The sequence below is a fragment of the Nitrospira sp. ND1 genome (assembly GCF_900170025.1).
Taxonomy (GTDB): domain Bacteria; phylum Nitrospirota; class Nitrospiria; order Nitrospirales; family Nitrospiraceae; genus Nitrospira_A.
Genome location: NZ_FWEX01000006.1, coordinates 489,431 through 508,947, shown reverse-complemented (window position 1 = coordinate 508,947; position 19,517 = coordinate 489,431). Strand labels below are relative to the sequence as shown.

23 protein-coding genes and 1 pseudogene are annotated in these 19,517 nt (G+C 56.6%); 23 read left to right on the top strand and 1 reads right to left on the bottom strand.

Annotation, left to right across the window (positions count from 1 at the left end; translation table 11 throughout):
* The first annotated feature begins 46 nt into the window (after positions 1-46).
* From NSND_RS06940 to NSND_RS22080, 22 genes and pseudogenes are all read left to right on the top strand, one after another.
* Positions 47-1,255 (top strand): bifunctional 3,4-dihydroxy-2-butanone-4-phosphate synthase/GTP cyclohydrolase II, encoded by a 1,209-nt coding sequence (locus tag NSND_RS06940; protein ID WP_080878305.1) that lies wholly within the window; start codon positions 47-49, stop codon positions 1,253-1,255.
* A 161-nt stretch (positions 1,256-1,416) separates the two neighbouring features.
* Positions 1,417-1,875, top strand: a pseudogene (gene ribH / locus NSND_RS06935) (6,7-dimethyl-8-ribityllumazine synthase); the annotation flags it as partial.
* 97 nt (positions 1,876-1,972) lie between these two features.
* A complete protein-coding gene (gene nusB, locus NSND_RS06930; protein WP_080878303.1) occupies positions 1,973-2,446 on the top strand; it encodes a transcription antitermination factor NusB in 474 nt (157 codons plus the stop codon).
* Between the two features lie 76 nt (positions 2,447-2,522).
* On the top strand, positions 2,523-3,857 hold the full coding sequence (purB, locus tag NSND_RS06925; protein ID WP_080878302.1) for an adenylosuccinate lyase: 1,335 nt from the start codon (positions 2,523-2,525) through the stop codon (positions 3,855-3,857).
* Complete coding sequence (locus NSND_RS06920; RefSeq protein WP_080878301.1) at positions 3,854-4,648, top strand: chlorite dismutase family protein; 795 nt, start codon at positions 3,854-3,856, stop codon at positions 4,646-4,648. Before purB ends, NSND_RS06920 begins: the two co-directional genes overlap by 4 nt.
* A 15-nt stretch (positions 4,649-4,663) precedes the next feature.
* Positions 4,664-5,377, top strand: coding sequence for a phosphoribosylaminoimidazolesuccinocarboxamide synthase (gene purC, locus NSND_RS06915; RefSeq protein ID WP_080878300.1), 714 nt, complete (start codon positions 4,664-4,666; stop codon positions 5,375-5,377).
* Positions 5,378-5,384: 7 nt separating this feature from the next.
* Positions 5,385-5,612: a hypothetical protein gene (locus tag NSND_RS06910; RefSeq protein WP_080878299.1), complete on the top strand. Its 228-nt coding sequence runs from the start codon at positions 5,385-5,387 to the stop codon at positions 5,610-5,612.
* Positions 5,609-5,848: a phosphoribosylformylglycinamidine synthase subunit PurS gene (gene purS, locus NSND_RS06905; RefSeq protein ID WP_080878298.1), complete on the top strand. Its 240-nt coding sequence runs from the start codon at positions 5,609-5,611 to the stop codon at positions 5,846-5,848. Before NSND_RS06910 ends, purS begins: the two co-directional genes overlap by 4 nt.
* A 101-nt stretch (positions 5,849-5,949) precedes the next feature.
* Positions 5,950-6,672, top strand: coding sequence for a phosphoribosylformylglycinamidine synthase subunit PurQ (gene purQ, locus NSND_RS06900; protein ID WP_080878297.1), 723 nt, complete (start codon positions 5,950-5,952; stop codon positions 6,670-6,672).
* A 68-nt stretch (positions 6,673-6,740) separates the two neighbouring features.
* Positions 6,741-8,987, top strand: coding sequence for a phosphoribosylformylglycinamidine synthase subunit PurL (gene purL / locus NSND_RS06895; RefSeq protein WP_080878296.1), 2,247 nt, complete (start codon positions 6,741-6,743; stop codon positions 8,985-8,987).
* 12 nt (positions 8,988-8,999) lie between these two features.
* Positions 9,000-10,430, top strand: coding sequence for an amidophosphoribosyltransferase (gene purF, locus NSND_RS06890; protein WP_080878295.1), 1,431 nt, complete (start codon positions 9,000-9,002; stop codon positions 10,428-10,430).
* A gap of 67 nt (positions 10,431-10,497) precedes the next feature.
* A complete protein-coding gene (locus NSND_RS06885; RefSeq protein WP_080878294.1) occupies positions 10,498-10,938 on the top strand; it encodes a lasso peptide biosynthesis B2 protein in 441 nt (146 codons plus the stop codon).
* Between the two features lie 373 nt (positions 10,939-11,311).
* Positions 11,312-11,629: a PqqD family protein gene (locus tag NSND_RS06880; protein ID WP_080878293.1), complete on the top strand. Its 318-nt coding sequence runs from the start codon at positions 11,312-11,314 to the stop codon at positions 11,627-11,629.
* Positions 11,630-11,870: 241 nt separating this feature from the next.
* Entirely contained in the window at positions 11,871-12,905 is a 1,035-nt protein-coding gene (locus NSND_RS06875; protein ID WP_143833448.1) for a phosphoenolpyruvate carboxykinase (ATP), read from the top strand.
* Position 12,906: 1 nt separating this feature from the next.
* Entirely contained in the window at positions 12,907-14,202 is a 1,296-nt protein-coding gene (locus NSND_RS06870; RefSeq protein WP_080878291.1) for a nucleotidyltransferase domain-containing protein, read from the top strand.
* 190 nt (positions 14,203-14,392) lie between these two features.
* Complete coding sequence (locus NSND_RS06865; RefSeq protein ID WP_080878290.1) at positions 14,393-14,938, top strand: peroxiredoxin family protein; 546 nt, start codon at positions 14,393-14,395, stop codon at positions 14,936-14,938.
* Positions 14,939-14,957: 19 nt separating this feature from the next.
* Positions 14,958-15,197: a hypothetical protein gene (locus tag NSND_RS06860; RefSeq protein WP_080878289.1), complete on the top strand. Its 240-nt coding sequence runs from the start codon at positions 14,958-14,960 to the stop codon at positions 15,195-15,197.
* 24 nt (positions 15,198-15,221) lie between these two features.
* Positions 15,222-15,818 (top strand): MBL fold metallo-hydrolase, encoded by a 597-nt coding sequence (locus NSND_RS06855; RefSeq protein WP_080878288.1) that lies wholly within the window; start codon positions 15,222-15,224, stop codon positions 15,816-15,818.
* 6 nt (positions 15,819-15,824) lie between these two features.
* The gene (locus NSND_RS06850; RefSeq protein WP_080878287.1) at positions 15,825-16,649 is read left to right on the top strand and encodes a tetratricopeptide repeat protein; all 825 of its coding nucleotides are present in this window, start codon (positions 15,825-15,827) and stop codon (positions 16,647-16,649) included.
* Entirely contained in the window at positions 16,646-17,083 is a 438-nt protein-coding gene (locus NSND_RS06845; protein ID WP_080878286.1) for a hypothetical protein, read from the top strand. The genes NSND_RS06850 and NSND_RS06845 overlap by 4 nt, the downstream gene beginning before the upstream one ends.
* A 30-nt stretch (positions 17,084-17,113) precedes the next feature.
* Positions 17,114-17,527 (top strand): methyltransferase family protein, encoded by a 414-nt coding sequence (locus tag NSND_RS06840; RefSeq protein ID WP_080878285.1) that lies wholly within the window; start codon positions 17,114-17,116, stop codon positions 17,525-17,527.
* Positions 17,528-17,651: 124 nt separating this feature from the next.
* Positions 17,652-18,008: a methyltransferase gene (locus NSND_RS22080; RefSeq protein ID WP_080878284.1), complete on the top strand. Its 357-nt coding sequence runs from the start codon at positions 17,652-17,654 to the stop codon at positions 18,006-18,008.
* On the opposite strand, the gene NSND_RS21495 is transcribed toward NSND_RS22080, so the two are convergent.
* The gene (locus tag NSND_RS21495) at positions 17,911-18,465 is read right to left on the bottom strand and encodes a hypothetical protein (protein ID WP_200810594.1); all 555 of its coding nucleotides are present in this window, start codon (positions 18,463-18,465) and stop codon (positions 17,911-17,913) included. The two genes, NSND_RS22080 and NSND_RS21495, sit on opposite strands and share 98 nt — an antisense overlap.
* 312 nt (positions 18,466-18,777) lie before the next feature.
* On the opposite strand from NSND_RS21495, the gene NSND_RS06830 reads away from it, so the two are divergent.
* The gene (locus tag NSND_RS06830) at positions 18,778-19,515 is read left to right on the top strand and encodes a PQQ-binding-like beta-propeller repeat protein (protein WP_080878283.1); all 738 of its coding nucleotides are present in this window, start codon (positions 18,778-18,780) and stop codon (positions 19,513-19,515) included.
* Positions 19,516-19,517: the final 2 nt, after the last annotated feature.

Below are 19,517 nucleotides of genomic sequence, written 5' to 3'. Positions count from 1 at the left end.
GTTAGCTGGGCCACCGAAGCAGGCTGGCCTGCACCATCGAGGGATTATGGCGACACCGTTTAATTCGATCGAAGACGCGATCAAGGATATCAAGAAGGGGAAGTTCATCATCCTCGTCGATGACGAAGATCGTGAAAACGAGGGCGATCTTGTGATGGCGGCCGGCAAGGTCACGCCGCACGCCGTCAACTTCATGGCCAAACATGCGCGTGGCCTCATCTGTCTGGCGCTGACTCCGGAGCGGGTGGAGGAGTTGCAGTTGGCGCCGCAGGCGGCGGAGAACACGGCCACCTTCGGCACCGCGTTCACGGTCTCCATCGACGCTCGCAAAGGGATCACCACCGGTATCTCGGCGGCGGATCGTGCCACGACCATTCATGTCGCGATCGACTCGCGTTCCACACCGGGCGACTTGGCGCGCCCCGGTCACATTTTCCCCCTGAAGTCACAAGTCGGCGGGGTGCTTCGGCGCGCAGGGCAGACGGAAGGGTCGGTTGACCTGGCACGATTGGCCGGACTCTACCCGGCCGGCGTCATCTGCGAGATCATGAACGAAGACGGCACGATGGCTCGTGTGCCGGAACTGACCAAGTTTGCCAGGCGGCACAAGTTGAAAATGGTCACGATCAAGGCGTTGATCGAGTACCGCATGCATCGTGAGACGTTCGTGCGGCGAGCCGCTAGTGCGTTGTTGCCCACCACCTTCGGCGATTTTGAAGCGATTGCATTCGAGAATGACATCGACGGCGCGACTCACATTGCGCTGGTGAAGGGCCGGGTGGATGCCGAGACGCCGATGCTGGTCCGGGTCCATTCCGGTTGTCTGACGGCGGATGTGCTGGGATCGTTGCGTTGCGACTGTCGTGAGCAACTCCATCGGGCGATGGAGATCATTCAGAAGGACGGTCGGGGCGTGTTGCTCTATCTCAATCAAGAGGGGCGCGGGATCGGCCTGCTGAATAAGATTCGTGCCTACGGTCTGCAGGATTCCGGCAGCGATACCGTCGAAGCGAATCTGCAGCTCGGTTTCAAGGCCGATCTGCGCGACTATGGTGTCGGTGCACAGATCCTCGTGCAGCTCGGGCTGCACCGCATCCGCTTGATTACCAACAATCCGCGCAAGATTGTCGGCATCGAAGGCTACGGCTTGAAGGTGGTGGAACGGGTGCCGATCGAGATCGCCCCCCGTGCCGACAACGAAAAATATCTCCGCACCAAAAAAGCCAAGCTCGGCCACCTCTTGAAAAAGGTCTAGCGCCGCTCCAGCCGGTCTCAATCCTGAGTCATCCTCGTGTGGGAAAGATGCGTGCGCCGACGGCCTGAAACGTGTAGCCATTTGAGGGCGTTTCCAGGTATGATCCCCCTCTTTCTTCGGCGCATACAGTCCATGAGACCTCTGACTCGTTATCTCATTCCATGAAGCTTCGCAAAGGTTCCCAAGACGCGACGGGGCTGACGTTCGGCATCGTGGCGAGCAAATTTAATAAGTTTGTCACCAGCCGGTTATTGACGGAGTGCGTGAAGGCGCTGACGAAGGCCGGCGTGACGGACGAGGCCATCGAGGTGGTGCGGGTACCGGGCGCGTTTGAAATTCCCCTCGTGGCTCGCCAGCTTGCCCGGTCCGGTCGATTCGATGCGGTGATCTGTCTCGGCGCAGTGATCCGTGGTGATACGCCGCATTTCGAGTACATCAGCACCGAAGTCAGTCGAGGGATTCTGCAAGCCTCGATGGATTCGAATATCCCGGTCATCTTCGGCGTCCTCACCACCGATACCGTGGCTCAGGCCATTGAGCGCGCCGATCCGGAGCAGCTGAATCGCGGCGCCGATGCGGCGAAAACGGCGATCGAAATGGTCAATGTGATGCGACTGCTCAAAAAGGAAGGAAGCGGGGAGGCGCCGCAGCCGGCCACCCCGTCACGACGAGCCGGGCGATCGGCAGCGAGGCCGAAACGCTGACCGGCGTTGCACTATGGCCTCTCGACATCAAGCCCGTGAACGGGCGGTACAGATTCTCTTTCAATACGACGTTCATGGCCAGGCGGGCCCCTGGCTGGACGATTTCTGGATTCAGTATCCCTTGGCCGAGGAGTTGCGGGTATTCGCGGAGCGATTGGTCGCCGGCGTCCGGGCCAACAAAAAGGAACTGGATGCGCTGATCGGGACCTATGCGACCAATTGGAAGGTGAGCCGGATGCCGATCATCGACCGCAATATTCTCCGCATGGGTTGTTTTGAATTGCTGCAGGTGCCCGAGGTGCCGGCCAAGGTGACGCTGAACGAAGCGATCGAACTGGCCAAGAGTTTCGGCGACGAGGAGGCTTCCAAGTTCGTGAACGGCATTCTCGACAAGGTGCTCGGGTCGGATGCACGGTTGGAACGGAAGCGCGCGTTTCCCGAATTGCCGGTGGTGGGCAGCGACAGCAGCGTAAAGCGTGAAACGTGAAACGTTTTTCGAGGGACATCCCCTCTGGATTGCCTAAGCGAACGACGCTTCACGAGCGACGAATAACGAGGAAGAGATGATTGATCGATACACCCGTCCGCGGATGAGTGCCATCTGGGACCTTCAACACAAGTATGAAATCTGGCTGGAAGTGGAGTTGCAGGCCTGCGCTGCGTTTGAGCGTGGCGGGCAGATTCCGCGCGGGACCAGCGCCCGGATTCGCAAGAAAGCCAAGATCGATGTGGCGCGCATTGCCGAAATCGAAAAGGTCACAAAGCACGATGTGATCGCCTTCCTCGAATCACTGATGGATTCCGTCGGACCTGAGCACCGGTTCCTGCATATGGGGCTCACCTCATCGGACATCGTCGATACGTCGCTGGCCGTGCAGATGACCGAAGCGCTCGATCTGATTCTCGAGGATCTGAACGAGTTGATTGCTGTGCTGAAGAAACGGGCACTCGAGCATCGCCATACGGTGATGGTAGGCCGGTCGCACGGCATTCATGGCGAGCCGGTGTCGTTCGGGTTCAAGTTGGCGATTTGGTATGAGGAGGCCTGCCGGCACCGGACGCGCCTCGAAGCGGCGCGCAAGGATATCGCCGTAGGAAAGCTCTCGGGAGCCATGGGCACCTTTGCGCATCAAGGCCCTGAAATTGAAGAATATGTCTGCGCCAAGATGGGGCTCGCGTCGGATCCGGTGTCCAACCAGATCGTGCAGCGAGACCGGCATGCGGCCTATGCCTCCGCGCTTGCGCTACTGGCCGCGACCATTGAAAAAATCGCCACCGAAATTCGTCACCTGCAGCGCACGGAGGTGCTGGAGGCGGAAGAATATTTCTCCGCCGGACAGAAGGGCTCATCGGCGATGCCCCACAAGCGCAATCCGATTGCGTCGGAAAATCTGTGCGGCCTGGCGCGCCTGGTACGCGGCAATAGCCTGGCCGCGCTGGAGAACGTGGCCCTGTGGCATGAGCGCGATATCAGCCACTCCTCGGTGGAGCGGGTGATCATGCCGGACAGCACCATTCTGGTCGATTACATGTTGGCACGCGTGACCGACCTGGTGAAGAATCTGATTGTGTATCCCGAGCGGATGCAACGCAACCTCGATCTGACCGGAGGCCTGGTCTATTCGCAGCGACTGCTGCTGGCCTTGATCGATAAGGGCGCCCAGCGCAAAGAGTCGTACGAAGCGGTCCAGCGCAACGCGATGACGGCCTGGAAAGGTGGAGTCGGGTTTCAGGAACTGGTCGCTCGCGATCCGTTCATCACGACCCACTTGAAGCCGCACGAAATCACCGCCTGTTTCGATCCGGCCTATTACCTTCGACATTTGGATCAAGTCTTTCGCCGGGTGTTCGGAGCGAGCGGCGCTTCGTCCGCCAGACGACGGAGGAAACGGGCATGAGCCTGCGGTCGACAGTACGAGTCGGGCTCTTGGCCGGTTTGCTGGTGCTGGCCGCGGTTTGGCCGGTTTCCGCAGCTGATCGCGAGAAGCTTCTGACAGAGCCGGGGGTATACGGCACATTTGCGACCTTCCAGATGGACCATGATTGGTGGGACCTCCCGGGCGAGTCGCGCGTCATCTCGGTAGCGGAGGTTAAGGGATTAGTCGAGCAGTGGTCCGGCAAGATTTTGGTCGAGTCCTATCTGCTCCGGGGGTTATCCGACCATGCCGATCTCATGTTTCGTGTGCATGCCCGGACGTTGTCGGACACACAGCAGTTTCTCTCGGCATTCATGGGCACTCGATTAGGACGCCATCTCACCTCAGGCGGACTTCTTCATGGCGTGAGCAAGAAGCCGACCTACGTTGCCGGCTTCCCTGAATCCATGAAGACAGAGTTACAGGTGAACGGCGAATCCGGTTCCAGGCCGTACGCAATTGTGATCCCTATCAAGAAGGACGCGGAATGGTGGGGACTGGACCAGGAAGCACGGACCGCCCTGATGCAAGAGCATACGCAGGCGGCGCTTCCCTATCTGAAGACGGTGAAACGAAAACTGTATCATTCAACGGGTCTCGACGACGTCGATTTCATCACCTATTTTGAAACAGAGAAGTTGGAGGACTTTCACAATCTGGTGCGGGCGCTGCAGCAGGTGAAGGAATTCCGCCACAATCGACGCTTCGGACATCCGACCCTCCTGGGCACGATGAGTCCGCTGGATGAGATCCTGGAAAAGTTCGCACAGTAGTCGAAGGAGAGAGGGATGACCGTCGAACCAGCAGGCACGATGATCTATGAGGGCAAGGCCAAGAAGATTTTCACGACTGATCGGCCCGACCAGGTGTTGCAGTATTTCAAGGATGACGCCACGGCCTTCAATGCGCAGAAGCGCGGGACTATCGTCGATAAAGGGGTGGTCAACAATAAGGTGTCGGAGCGGCTGTTCCGGCTTCTCGAACAGCACGGGATTTCGACGCACTTCATCGAGCGCGTCAGCGACCGTGAGATGCTCACCAAGCGAGTGACGATTGTGCCGGTCGAAGTGGTGGTCCGGAACGTCGTTGCGGGGAGTCTTGCCAAGCGGCTGGGTCTCAAAGAAGGCGCGGCCATCGACCCGGCGATCATCGAGTTTTACTATAAGGACGATGCGTTGGGGGATCCGCTGGTGAACGACGATCACCTGCGCCTATTGAATGTGGCGACTCCGGCTGTGTTACGGGAGATGCGCGAGCTGGGCCACAAGATCAATGCCGTGTTGCTGCCGTTTTTCAAAGAACGCCGGATGATGCTCGTCGATTTCAAGTTGGAGTTCGGCGTCTTTCACAATCGACTCATCCTCGCCGACGAAATTTCCCCCGATACCTGCCGGTTCTGGGACCAGACGACCAAAGAGTCGATGGACAAGGACCGGTTCCGGAAGGATTTGGGCAAAATCGAAGAGGCGTATCAGGAAGTGTTGAAGCGGGTGTGCGAATAGGGGCGGCATGAACCGGTTTCTCCAGTTGTTTTTGAACTATGGTCTGGTGGCGGCGATTCTGGTGTGGGCGGCCACGGTGGCGATGATGGCCTATCACCTCAAGGAATCCCCCTGGCGCTGGGCGTTTGTCCTGATGTCGCTGGCAGGGCTCGGGACCATCGGCGTGATCTTTTGGATCAGGAAGTACGTGCAGAGGGTCTGCAAGGCACAGCAGGAAGTGGGAAAAGCACAATGAAAGCCAAGATTCATGTGACGCTGAAGCAGGGAATTCTCGATCCGCAGGGGAAGGCGATCGAACATGCGCTGGACTCCCTCGGGTTTAAGAATGCGGGAAACGTGCGGGTCGGCAAGTACATGGAAGTCGACGTGAACGAAGCGGACCGCGCCAAGGCGGATGCCCAGGTGAAGCAGATGTGTGAAAAATTGCTGGCGAATACGGTGATCGAGGATTATCGGTACGAACTCGGATAGGAGCAGATGGCTTATAGCCTATAGCTGATGGCAGAGGCCGAGACCTCGTTCCTGTCTCGTATCATACGCCATTTGCCATAGGCCATAAGCTCTTTAGAATTATGAAAATCGGCGTGGTGGTATTTCCCGGCAGTAATTGCGATCACGACTGCCAGTATATCTTCAAGGATGTGCTCGGCCAGTATGTGGAGATGATCTGGCATAAGGAAACTCTGCTCGCGGGGCTCGATGCGGTCGTGCTGCCGGGCGGGTTTTCCTACGGGGATTATTTGCGGACCGGCGCCATCGCGCGGTTTTCTCCGGTGATGGGAGCCGTGAAGGCCTTTGCGAATAAGGGTGGCCTGGTCATCGGTATCTGCAACGGGTTTCAGATTCTGCTGGAGGCTGGTCTCCTGCCAGGTGTGATGCTGCGCAATACCTCGCTCAATTTTATCTGCAAAGACGTCTACGTGAAGGTGGAAAATGCGGCGACACGGTTTACGAATCAATGCGAGTCCGGCCAGGTGCTGAAGATTCCCATCGCGCATGCCGACGGGAACTATTACACCGATCCGGTCACGCTCGGCGGCATCAAAGCCAATGCACAAGTGATTTTTCGCTACTGCACGGCAGCCGGCAAGGTGACGCCCGATGCGAACCCGAACGGGTCGCTGGATAACATCGCCGGAATCATGAATGCGGATGGAAATGTGCTGGGCATGATGCCGCATCCCGAACGCAGTGCAGAAGCGATATTGGGCAATGAAGATGGGCGGCTGATCTTTCAGTCGATGTTGAGCTCGTTCGGCAAGCCCGAATTGCAATCCAAGTTGATCGGAGTATGACGGCCGGTTCGCGTGAGTAGCGGTTCCGGAACTGTCGGTAACCCCCTACGATTGAGAATGTGTCATTCATGAACGCACTGGTCATTACCAAAGCCATCCTTGAGCAGCATAAGCTGAGCGATGACGAATATAAGAAGATCCTGGAGATCTTGGGGCGAGAACCCAACTGGACCGAACTGGGCATGTTCTCGGCCATGTGGAGCGAACATTGTTCCTACAAGAGCTCCCGCATCCACTTGAAGAAGTTGCCGACGACGGGGCCGCGCGTGGTTCAGGGGCCCGGCGAAAATGCCGGCGCGGTGGATATCGGGGATGGTCTGTGCGCGGTGTTCAAGATGGAGTCTCACAACCATCCTTCTTTCATCGAGCCCTACCAGGGTGCGGCGACGGGGGTGGGCGGAATTCTACGCGATATTTTTACGATGGGCGCTCGGCCGATTGCGTTGTTGAACTCGCTGCGATTCGGCGGATTGGACAATGCGAATACCCGCCATCTGCTCAAGGGTGTTGTGTCGGGTATTGCCGGTTACGGCAACTGCATGGGTGTACCCACTGTCGGCGGGGAGATTGTCTTCAACGACATCTATGCCCTGAATCCTTTGGTGAATGTGTTCTGTCTGGGAATTGCCAAGAAGGATAAGATTTTTTTGGGTAAGGCGGCCGGCGTCGGGAACCCGGTGATCTATTTCGGCTCGAAGACCGGGCGTGACGGGATTCATGGCGCGACGATGGCCTCGGACTCGTTCGATGAGCAAGCGGCTCAGAAGCGGCCGACGGTGCAGGTCGGTGACCCGTTCACTGAGAAGCTGTTGCTCGAAGCCTGTTTGGAACTGATGGCCGGTGATTGCCTGGTCGGCATTCAAGACATGGGTGCTGCCGGTTTGACGAGTTCGGCCTGCGAAATGGCCTCGCGAGAAGGCACGGGTGTAGAGTTGGAGTTGGCTGATGTGCCGCGCCGTGAACCGGGGATGACGCCCTACGAGATCATGCTCTCGGAATCCCAGGAACGGATGTTGATGGTGGTGAAGGCCGGTCGTGAAGACGAGGTGATCAAGATTTGCCGTAAGTGGGATCTGGATGTGGCCGTGATCGGCCGGGTGACCGATACGGGCAAGGTCGTCCTCAAAGAAAACGGCCAGATGGTGGCGGAGATTCCGGCCAAGGCTCTGGCCGACGACGGTCCGCGATATGACCGGCCTAGTGCGCCGCCTGCCTATCAAGAAATGTTGCAGGCGCTGAATCACGATGCCTTGCCGGACGTCAAAGACGTTAATGCCGCATTGCTCGCACTCCTGGATTCGCCGACTATTGCCAGTAAGCGATGGGTCTATGAGCAGTATGACCACATGGTGAGAACAAATACGATGGTGCGTCCCGGGTCGGATGCGGCGGTGGTGCGGGTGAAGGGGACGAATAAGGCGCTGGCGTTGTCCGTCGATTGCAACGGGCGCTATTGTCTCTTGAATCCTTATGAGGGCGCCAAGATTGCCATTGCGGAATGCGCGCGAAACCTGGCCTGCTCGGGAGCTCAGCCGATCGGCGTGACTGACTGCCTGAATTTCGGCAATCCGCAGCGCCCCGAGGTCATGTGGCAATTCGTACTTGCGATTGAAGGGCTCAAGGATGCTTGCGAGGCGTTGAATGTGCCCATCGTGAGCGGCAATGTGAGTTTGTACAATGAGACGAATGACCTGTCGATTTACCCCACGCCGATGATCGGGATGGTCGGGTTGATCGAAGACGCTGATCGTGCCGTGACGCAGTGGTTCAAGGAAAGCGGCGATGTGATCATTCTTCTGGGCCAGACCCGTGAAGATCTCGGTGGAACGGAGTATCTGAAGGTCTTGCACCATCGGGAGCAGGGTTCGCCGCCTTTGCTGAGTCTGGAAACTGAAAAAGCCGTGCAGGCTTGCACGATTCGACTCATCCGCGATGGATTGGTGCAGTCGGCCCATGACTGTTCCGATGGTGGATTGGCGGTGGCGCTGACGGAGTGTTGCATCTCGGGTTCAGCTGAACAACTGGGGGCTGTGGTACAATTGCCGCTTGATGGTCTTCGTCGAGATGCGCTGCTCTTTGGGGAAAGCCAATCGCGAATTCTGCTCTCCGTGAAAGCGGAGCTGGCCGAGCGGGTCTTAAATGCGGCCTGGGAGGCCGGTGTTCATGCCGCTCGGATCGGTACAGTCGGAGGTGCCCGGTTGGTGATTCAAGTAGACGGTGATCAGCGGGCGGCTGGCTGCAAAATCGATCTCGAATTGACGGCACTGTATGCCCATTGGGGATTGGCAATCCCTCGTGCATTAGGTCAGGACTAGGATACGGACGTCATGGCCAACGAATTACCGCTGATTTCTCCCGATAAGTTCCACGACGAATGTGCCGTGTTCGGTATCTATGGTCATAAAGAGGCCGCGAACCTCGCCTACCTCGGTCTCTATGCGCTGCAACATCGCGGACAGGAAGCGTCCGGTATTGTCTCCAACGACGGTGAACAGTTTTATGTCGAAAAGGGTCAGGGCCTTGTTGCAGATATTTTTTCGCAACAGGCCTTGGCACGTCTGCCCGGCACGATGGCGATCGGGCACAACCGCTATTCCACTGCGGGCGGGGCAGGGCTCAAGAATGTGCAACCCTTGAGCGTCAATTTTGCCTTCGGTAACCTCGCCGTGGCGCACAATGGGAATTTGATCAATGCCACCATGCTTCGCAGTGAACTGGAAGCCTATGGCGCTATTTTTCAATCGACGTCCGACACGGAAGTCATTATCCATCTCATCGCCCATTCGCGGGCGGATACGCTGCTGGACCGGGTCATCGATTCGCTCACCCAGGTTCGCGGTGCATTTTCAGTGGTTCTGATGACCGATCAGGGCATTGTCGCCGCGCGCGATCCCCATGGATTTCGCCCCCTGTGCCTGGGACGGTTTCGTGACGCCTGGATAGTGGCCTCCGAAAGTTGCGCGTTCGATCTGTTGGATGCCGAATATGTAAGGGAGATCGAACCGGGAGAGTTGGTGGTACTGGATCATCAGGGCGTCACCAGTTATAAGCCATTCGCTCAAACCAAGCCGGCCATGTGTGTGTTTGAATATGTCTACTTTGCCCGTCCTGATAGCCGCATTTTTGGAGGCAAAGCCGTCTATTCCATCCGGAAGGCATTCGGCCGGCAATTGGCGCAAGAATCGCGGGTTGATGCGGACATCGTGATTCCCGTGCCGGATTCCGGGGTGCCGGCGGCGTTGGGTTATTCGGAAGGGTCGGGGTTTCCTTTTGAAACCGGACTGATCCGGAATCATTATGTGGGTCGCACCTTCATCGAGCCGGAGCAGTCAATTCGTCACTTCGGGGTGAAGGTGAAGCTCAATGCCGTTCCCGAAGTCCTCGAAGGGAAACGCGTGGTCGTAGTAGACGATTCGTTGGTTCGGGGAACGACGAGCCGAAAAATCGTCAAGATGCTGCGTCATGCCGGAGCCAAAGAAGTGCATATGCGCATTAGTTCTCCGCCGATCGTGTCGCCCTGTTTTTATGGCATCGATACACCGACCAAGAAGGAATTGATCGCATCCAGCCATACCACCGAAGAGATTCGCAAATACATCACCGCGGATAGCCTCGCCTACTTGAGCCTGGACGGCATGGTGAAGGCGGCTCCCGGTACTCCGGGGCAGTACTGCGATGCCTGCTTTACCGAACAATACCCTATCTCCTTTACCCGGGCAGAAGAACTCCAACTAGGGCTCTTTGAAGCTCCGCGCTGACATCGTTGTCCTCGCCGGTTCATAGGATCGTCTGGACTTCCTCCTGCGCCTTGCTAGACTAATTGGCATGTCGCTGGTTCGGAAGTATCGAGTGATCGTTGCCACTGGTGTTGTGGTCGTTGGGGTCCGCATCGCGTCCCGCCTGACGAGTCTCAGGCGATTGCTCGGCTGGTTAGTATGCGAGATTTCAGCCGATCCGGATGAGCACGCGATGGAAGATGTGGCCTATTATGTGGATCGGTGGCTCGCGCTGTTTCCATACAATCCGAAGGGGAATTGTTTTCCTCGAGCGTTAGCGCTATTTTTTTTCGCCCGCCGTGCCGGCCTCCCCGTTCAATTCAAATGCGGAGTGATGAAGCTCAATCAGCAGCTGGAGGGACACGCATGGCTGGTGCTGGAGGGTCATGAGTTTCTTGAGCCGTCCTCCTACTGGCAATCGTTTACCGTGACGGTTACCTTCCCTCAATCCCTGGTTTCCTCAAGTACTCAATCATCTCGCATCTCCTGAGACCTCCTCTGCACATTACCGTTCTCTTGGGGTCAACTGGACCTGGCGGGCCTGGGCGAATCGAGTCTTTCCTGTGCGTCTGTGTGAATCAAGCTGACAAGTTCGGCTTTGAAACCCACTAGCGGCCCCATCCGTACGCTTTTTTCATCCGTTCTTCATGAAAATAAAATCCGGATCCCCCAAAGGGAGGTGGAGCCCAATCTCACTGGGGATAGAGAAACGAGCGTGATGACGATAGTTTCGCCCTTGTCTTGCAGTGATGTGCACGGCTTGCTTGTAGAGGGACCAAGACTTCGGGGAAAAATCGGTTTCAGAACGAATGGTGGTATCGGAGCAGTCACATGTCCCAGCAATCTGAACCAGGAGCATCTATATGCCTGCCACTGTGCATCTGTGGAGTGAGCCTCAACTCGAATTGTCCGAAATATTTCCCAGGCAGGATGAACAGGTCCACAGCACGGTTCTCGATGGTGAAAGTGTGCTGTTGAATCTGAACTCCGGCCGCTATTACACGCTCAATGTCGTCGGATCAACCATTTGGAATTTGTGCAGAGGGGAGCAGTCGTTGCGGCAGATTCACTCAGCAATCTGTGCCAGGTTTGATGTGTCTGAACAGCAGGCGCAGGACGATATGCTGGCGTTGATTGTGCTTCTGGAGCAGGAAGGATTACTTCACACAGAAAGGAGGTGAGTGAGAATGGAGCAACAGATAAAGACCGAATACGTCAAGCCGGCGCTCGTGAAACATGAGTTGCTGCGCGACGTAACGGCCATTCAGTTGTCCCGCGTGCTGGATCGAACACCCATATAACATGCCAGGTGCTCTAGTGAGAGCCATGGAGCTGGCCGGTTAACTAGACCGGCCAGCTCGCCCCACATCTCTGCGGTAGTGACGACGGGCAGAAGGCTGAAAAGGAGAAGCGGTAATGTTCATGGCGTCGACAATGAAGGAACTTCTACTCTCCGTCCATGGCATAGAGATGAAATTCACCACCAATTCGTCCGAGTTGGCACATTCCGTTTGGGCGTTACTCCGTCACTTTCACCGCGACACCGTTGCGGCTCAGCCCATGCGGATGGAGTTCGACGCGATCGAGCGATGTGAGGATGTTCCGGTCCAGATTTCCAGTTCAGCGAAATTGTTGTATAGCGGTTCTGGCCTCGCGATCGACCCTGATCGGAAGACGACATGGTTGTGCGACATTTATTCAGACAACGGCCTATTGATTGCCGATTTTCATGGAGAGGGCCTTGTCGTGATTGATGGGGACTCACAATCTGTCCGGGGCTATCTGGTGAGACCGGAGGCCATGGCGCCGGATATCCGGGCGAGTTTTGTCCATTTCGCCATGACGGAACTTCTGAAGCGGCGAGGATTGTATACGTTTCATGCCACCGCACTGGAGCACAAGGGGCAAGGTGTGCTGATTCCCGGTTTCAGTGGGCGGGGAAAAACCACCTCGTTCCTATCCCTGCTGCGAGCAGGGTATCGTTACCTTTCCGATGATCACCCATTTTTTCGGATCAGCGGCACGCGTGTGGAGATCCTCCCGTATCCGCTCAAGATCAATGTTACTGATCACACCGTATCGTTCTTTCCAGAACTGCGAGCGGCCCCGCCATCTGTGCTTCATGCCGGTGTCCCCAAGAGCTATTTCCATGCTGAGGATGTATATCCGGGGCCATTAGGTCAGCCTTGCGAGCCCAGCGTGATCCTCTTTCCCGAGGTGGTCAATTCCTCGCACAGTTGTCTGGAGCCCTTGTCCAAGAAGGTAGCATTGGAAATGATTCTTCCGCATTCCTTGCTGGTGTATGACACCGAAGTGGCGCGCCGGGAGTTTCAAGCGCTTGTGGGATTGGTCGAGCAGGCAGATTGTTACCGACTCCACTTCGGACGCGATGTCATGGAGTTGCCATGGCTGGTAACGCCTCTTCTGGAGAAGCGGCAAGCAAGGAGAGAGAACTGACATGGGACAGTTTCCAAGGTCCACCGTCGCGCAATGGAGCTCCTCTCGTCTTGGAGGTATTTCGCGTAAGGGGACGACACCGGCGCCAGGATTGTTCCTCATGCGTGCGGAGGGACGATTGCTTGCGCTCTGTGCGCGAACGACGGTGAGTGAGTTTGTTCGAGTCGAAGTGGCAGATTTGGCCTACGATGGAATTGATTGGGAGCTGGTCTGGCAGCTGTCCAGAGCCCATGGCGTGGCGCCGCTAGTGTATCGCAATCTGGTCACAATTTGTCCCGCTGCCGTGCCTTCTTCCATTCACGAAGCCTTTCGTCGGCACAATCAGGCGAACGCTCTTTTAAATAGCTTGTTGGCTAAAGAACTCGTGACCTTACTCGATGCGTTGGCGGCCAAGGGGGTGACGGCGATTCCCTTTAAAGGCGTCACGCTTGCACAGACGGCGTATGGCGACCTAGGTTTACGGGAATGTGCGGATATTGATTTGATTGTTGAGCAGGGAGCGATTCCCCAAGCTCGGAAAGTCTTATGGTCTCAGGGGTATCAACTGACCAGCCAGGACATGGGAGGCGGGGAGGAGTCAGGGGAGCCGTATCACTTTTTCCAGAGGCGAAACGGCATTGTTGCGGTCGATCTTCAGTGGATGATGGCTCGCCGGCATTTCGGATTTCGGCTTGATCGGAGCGCGTTTTGGGGAAGGCTGAAGCCTGTTCACTTACCAACAAAATCGGTGATGGGCCTCTGCCCGGAGGATCTGTTGATTCTTCTTTGCGTGCATGGGGCAAAACATGCCTGGGAGCAGTTGAAGTGGGTCTGCGATGTGGCGGAACTCGTGCGTCGGCGGCCGGCGTTAGATTGGAGTCGTGTGTTGTTTCAGGCAGGCGAGTGGAGATGTCGACGGTTGGTCCTGCTCGGCCTGGCGATGGCTCACAGTCTGTTCGATACTGCCGTTCCACTGACGATACTTCAGGAGATCGAGACAGATGCAGATATCCCCGTCCTCGTTCGAAAGATGCCTAAGCAGCTGCTGAAGAATCCTCGTCATGGGATTGATGAAGATTGTGCGGAGGCTCTGTACATGACGCTCAAAGACTCCTGGCTTGAGCGGTGGAAACTTGGGGTCGCGCTCTGTCGCGCGGAAGCAGAGGTGCTCACCCGTTCGTTGCCCTGGTTCCGGGTTCAACGACGACTTCGTATGCTGGCCACTTGTTTGAAGCCGTTTCATCGGATTATCGCCAAATGGATTCTTTCTGTCCGGATGCGTGAAGCAGTCGTGCGGTGGTTGCAGAGCTCCGGCTGATCGTGGGTTTTCCGGCATGAAACGTTTCTCCTTCGTCAATAGATAAATGGCTTGCCTCCCTAAGTGGTTGCTCCCGAAAAAAAACGCATGCTAGGATGCCTGCATCACCAGCAGTGATTGGTGACTGCTGAGAACCAGCCGAGGGAGCATTGGCCTCCATCATTGGCTTGGTTCCAGGAAGGAGGATCTGATGAAGCGACTTCTCGTAGCGGTTGCGATCGTATTGGTGCATCTGTGGGCTGCCCACCTTGTAGTCGCCGCCGGGTTTTTTAAAGTCGGCGAGCCGGCGCCGATCTTCTCGTTGACGTCTGTGACAGGCGATGCTGTTTCGCTTGAGCAGTTAAAGGGGAAAGTGGTTGTCCTCGGGTTGTTTCATATTTGTGATCCCTGTATGACCCAAGGGACCAACCTGCAAAAGGTCCATGAGGCGATGACCGGGAAAAATGTGGCCGTCGTCGGGGTCAATTCGTCGGGGGATTCCAAACGGGGCGTGGGCGAATTCTTGAGTGCCTTTCCCGTGAAGGTGACGTACCCCTATTTACTCGATCCGAATAAGACCACCGACAAACTGTATGGCGGTGGGAAGTTCATTCCCAATGTGTATGTGATCGATCAGCGCGGTGTGATCAGGTGGCAGCGGGTGGGCAATATGGAATTGGCGGGCGCCGAGGTCATCATTCAGGAAGTGGAAAAACTGTTGGCAGCTTCGACTCCAGCCGGCGCAGGAACCATGTAGTGGGGAAAGAGGATCATCCATGGACGAATGGGAAGAGGGAAAGCAGAAGTTTCTGGAAGTTGTGCAGAGTATTGATCAGACCGTTCAGGTCGTGATTCCGACGAAGCCAACAAACAGCATGTTCCTTATATCCCTCACGAAGGGGCCGAATCGGAAGTTCATTACCCTCTCGGAAGACGATATTGTCGATCTTCCCAGCGAAGCCGGCATCTGTGCGAAGGTTACAAAGACTCTCCAGGATGCGGTGGCAGCGTTGTAATCCCATCCACGTGAGGCGATATCAGTGAAACAGCTCCTTCCCGGTATTTGGCAATGGTCCTGGTTTTCAGAAGACAAGCAGCTCGATTTTAACGGGCTGTTTCTCAACGTGGGGGAACATAAGATTCTGGTTGATCCTCCGCCGATGACGGCCGAGGCCCACACATTTGTTCGACGCCAGGGTGCCCTTGATTACATCATTGTCACCAACCGTGATCATGTTCGTGAGGCGGCGTCGTACCAGGCCGATTTTCGTTGCCAACTACAAATGCCTGAGGCCGATGTCGCGCAGATGGATGTGAAGCCGTCCAAGACATTCAAGGATGGCGAGTTGTTGCCCGGCGGTATTTGGGTCATTCACCTGAATGATCAAAAATCTCCGGGTGAGTCGGCGTTGTACATTCAGCAGGGGAAGGGCGTGTTGATCGTCGGCGATGCGTTAATTGGCAAACCGGCGGGAGGCTTGAGCCTCCTGGCTCCGGAAAAATATGGCGATATCACGAATGCGAGAGTCGGGCTCCGGCGATTGTTGAAATATAACTTCGACTCGATTCTTGTGGGCGATGGCGCTAGCATCGTATTCGGAGCTAAACAGGCTGTGGAGCAGGCCCTTCAGACGTAGGGAACAATGGCCCTTCGAAACGGACTCTCAGAGGAACTCAACCGTCAGGGCAACGAGCATTTTGCGCGCGGGCACTATACGGATGCCTACGTCTGTTATGCAAAGGCCCTGGAATGTGATCGCCTGACCGGTGATCATCGCGCTTTGAGCGCGACCTTGGGCAATCTCGGCAATATTTGCGCGGTTAGTGGTCGCCGTGAGTCGGCTCAGAGCTACTATCAGGAAGTGCTGGAGTTGCAGAAGGTCTTGGGTGACGAGAAGGGCATTGGGACGACCCTGGCCAATCTGGGGAATCTCCGCGCCGACGCCGGGGAGTGGGATCGTGCGAGAGCCTATTACCTTGAGGCGCTCGATATCATGACGCGGGTACACGACGAGCTGGGAAAGGCAGTGCTGTTTTCCGATCTCGGCCTGGTGGCGCGTGAAACAGGCCAGTTCGAAGAGGCGCTACGGTACTATGAGCAGTCTCTGGTGCTCATGCGCCGTCTCAACAATCAAGGAGGCGTCGCCGATGCCTGGCGGATGATGGGGCGAACCTTTGCCATCCAAAAGCGCTACGATGACGCCATTGCTTGTTGTCATACCAGTCAATCAATCGCGGAGCGGAGCCGAGATGAACTGCGTACAGGCGGTGCCCGTTATGTTCTCGCCCAGTGTTATGAGGATTTGGGTCAGCTGCAGATGGCCGTTCAGTTACTGGAGCAGGTGGTGCGAATGGACCGTAAGTACGATCTCCCTAAATTAGCTGAGAATGTGACTCGCCTCGAACGGCTTCGCGCCCGCCTAGGCGCCGAAGATCCGACTCCCCAGCCTCGGGAGTCACGCGCATGAATGCCGTCGCGCTTCCATCATGGGAACAGGCTCGAGCACGGCTGGTGAGTACGGTTCCGCAATTTTATGAGCTGGAGCCCGGTGGAGCCTTGGCGCTTGATCTGGGGGATGATGGGTGGCTGTTGGAGGTGCGGTCGGACGGGCAACTCCTCTGCCAGCACGGCATCGCCATGGACGATGTGAAGAGTCTGATGTGCGATGGAACAACCGAAGACCTGGGTACCGATGAAGTGGCGAAACAGGCCAAGTATTTTCTGGGCCCTGCGGTGTCTAAGAAGCGTCCTGCGCTTCTGAAGGCAGGCTTCGCGGAACAGACCGATATGAATGACGAATATGTCGCCATTACGTTCCACAAGACAGTAGACTTTCAGCGGTTTGATGAGGTCCTTGCTGCCGTGCGCTGGTGCCAGAATCTATTCAAGATTGAGCCATAGCACGAGATAATTCAGCCGGGTTACCTCGTGATGCGCCCTCCCATCACCAGTATTGAAACCTTTCATCGCCTCCTGGCTGCCTGCCGATTGCCGCGTGTGATTGTCACCGCGCCGGAGCTGAGTCTCTTTACCGCAATGGGATCGGGGAGCTGGTCTATCCAGAAGCTTGCTCAGGCTCTTGATGTGAGCGAGCGAGGGGTGGACATTCTTTGTCGGAATCTTGCGATGTGCGGATTGTTGAGGAAGCGCGAGAAGGCCTACCGTAACACCCCATTTTCCGCAACGGTGTTGAATGCGAAGCATCCCAAATACCGAGGAGCCTACGTTGAGTTGTTGCAGAGTCACTGGGTGGATTGGTCGCGGCTCGCGCGGGTTGTTCGAACCGGGAGTCCGCTGGAACGCGATCAGCCGGACTTGCTGGCGTATCGGCGTCGGTTTACCTGAGCGATGCATCACCGCTCCTTGGATGTGGCGAAAGAGATTGCTGCGACACACAGGGCAAGGAAGCGGCTGTCCTATCTGCCGCCCAACTTTATGGATGAGGTGCTAGCCGGGTCAGTATGATGTAGTGTGGTATTCCAATGTGCTCCATATCTATTCCGCGGAAGAAAACCAGGCGCTGTTTCGGCGATTGTATTCTGCATTATCCCCCGGCGGACGACTGATCATTCAGGATGTATTTCTTCACGACCGAGAAGGCCTCTATCCCGAAGAAGCCAGCCTGTTCGCCGTGAGTATGCTGTTGGTTACACCTGCGGGAAATACCTATTCATTCAGTGAAACAGCCGAGTGGCTTCGAGCGGCGGGGTTTGTGCGGATCAGGCCGCTTAGGATGAAGAAGGGGACTGAAGATTGGGATGGGGGGGTGTTGGAGGCGATTCGTCCGGCCGGAAGGAAAGCGCGCACCGGCCCCCGAAGATCATGAGGAGAAAATTAAGCAGGCTGCTTCCGAGTGTCAGTGCCAGGATCGGAGGGCGGGGGGAAGCCTGGCTTGCTTCCTGGACAATTGTAGAGAGATCGAGTGCCAGGGCAATCGTGCTGTACATGACGGCTGCCATCACGACCCAGTGTTGACGGAGTAGGAGAATTCCCGCCACCAGTAGTGTCGGAACCCCGAACAGAAACCCTAACAAAATACCGTCCCGGATCGTGGCCAGCGAGTTGGCTGATCCTGCCTCAAAAAGAAGGCCTTCCAGCACGACCAGAGCAACGAGCAGAGTGATGACCGGACGAAATGCCTTCATGGAGGCACTATAACTGCCGCGATTGCCCATCGCAAGTTCCCTGGCCCCTGGTTCTAATGCCAGGCGATTTGTCTGGGGGCTCGTCACCAGGGATCCCCCTGTCCCCGCAAGTCCAAGCTCACCTGAGGATGCGATCATGTACCCAACCTTTGAGGGGCCAGCCCGGCCCGCTGTGTGATTTACGGCCTGTGGGTATTCGAGCGAGAATCCGCCTCTCACAGGGAGGCACACGTGGCCCTACATATATTTTCAGAGAGCATTGCTGGGTGGCTTCTTGGAATGCGATCAAGCAGAGGGTCGAGAAGGTTCGGTCGTCAACCAAAGGAGCGACGGTTGGCGTTAGCTTTGTGGGCGACGAGTGTGCTTGTGCTCATTTCCGGCCTTTCCTCAGCTGCCCCCTCCCACGTATCTCCCGGCAGCATAACCGCTTCTGGATTTAGCGGGAAGGGCGTGGCCCAAGTGCCTGCCGATCATTCAGAAGTGTTAGCAGCCGGGTTTGGGTTTCAGGCGGCCGGGTCGTCAATGATTACGGTACGGACTTACGATGCGCCGACAGGCGCCATCCTGTCGGAGGATTCGTTCGATGTAAACGTGAAGGAAGAGGGCGTCGCCGAACATGATGGGAATAAGGGGCGCATCTTTGCCGGTGGCATTGGAACTGACTCTAAAGGGAAGTCAGTCTTTATGTTGAGAGTGTACGATGCAGAAACGGGGCGGTTTCTTTGGGAAGGGCAGCTGAACTTGCTCAAATTGGGCGAAGGAGGGATGACGAGAGCCAGCGCGACGATCATCCCGACCCGCACATCGGCGCTACAAGTATCGGTTTCCAGCACCATTCCACTTCAGACCCTCTTCTCGGTTCGGGCCGTAAATCCTTTCACGGGCGGACTTGTCTGGCAGGATCAGTTCGCCCCAGGGGTTCGAAAGCGGGCCCGGGTCGAAGGGGTGTTATTCGGTGGGCTGTTCGTCAGGCCGGTCGGCGACCCCATCGGACATATTTTTGATTTGGTTGTGCGGACCTACGATCGCACGTCCGGAACGCTGTTATGGGAGGATTCGTTCGAGCAACTGGATCGCATTGAGGAGTCTCCGACCGAGCCGGAGCTTCGTGCCCATCCCCAGGCCATTCCATCTTGGAATCTTAGCGCTGCGTCGAGGCATCACGCGTACCAGACGAAGCTGCGATAGCC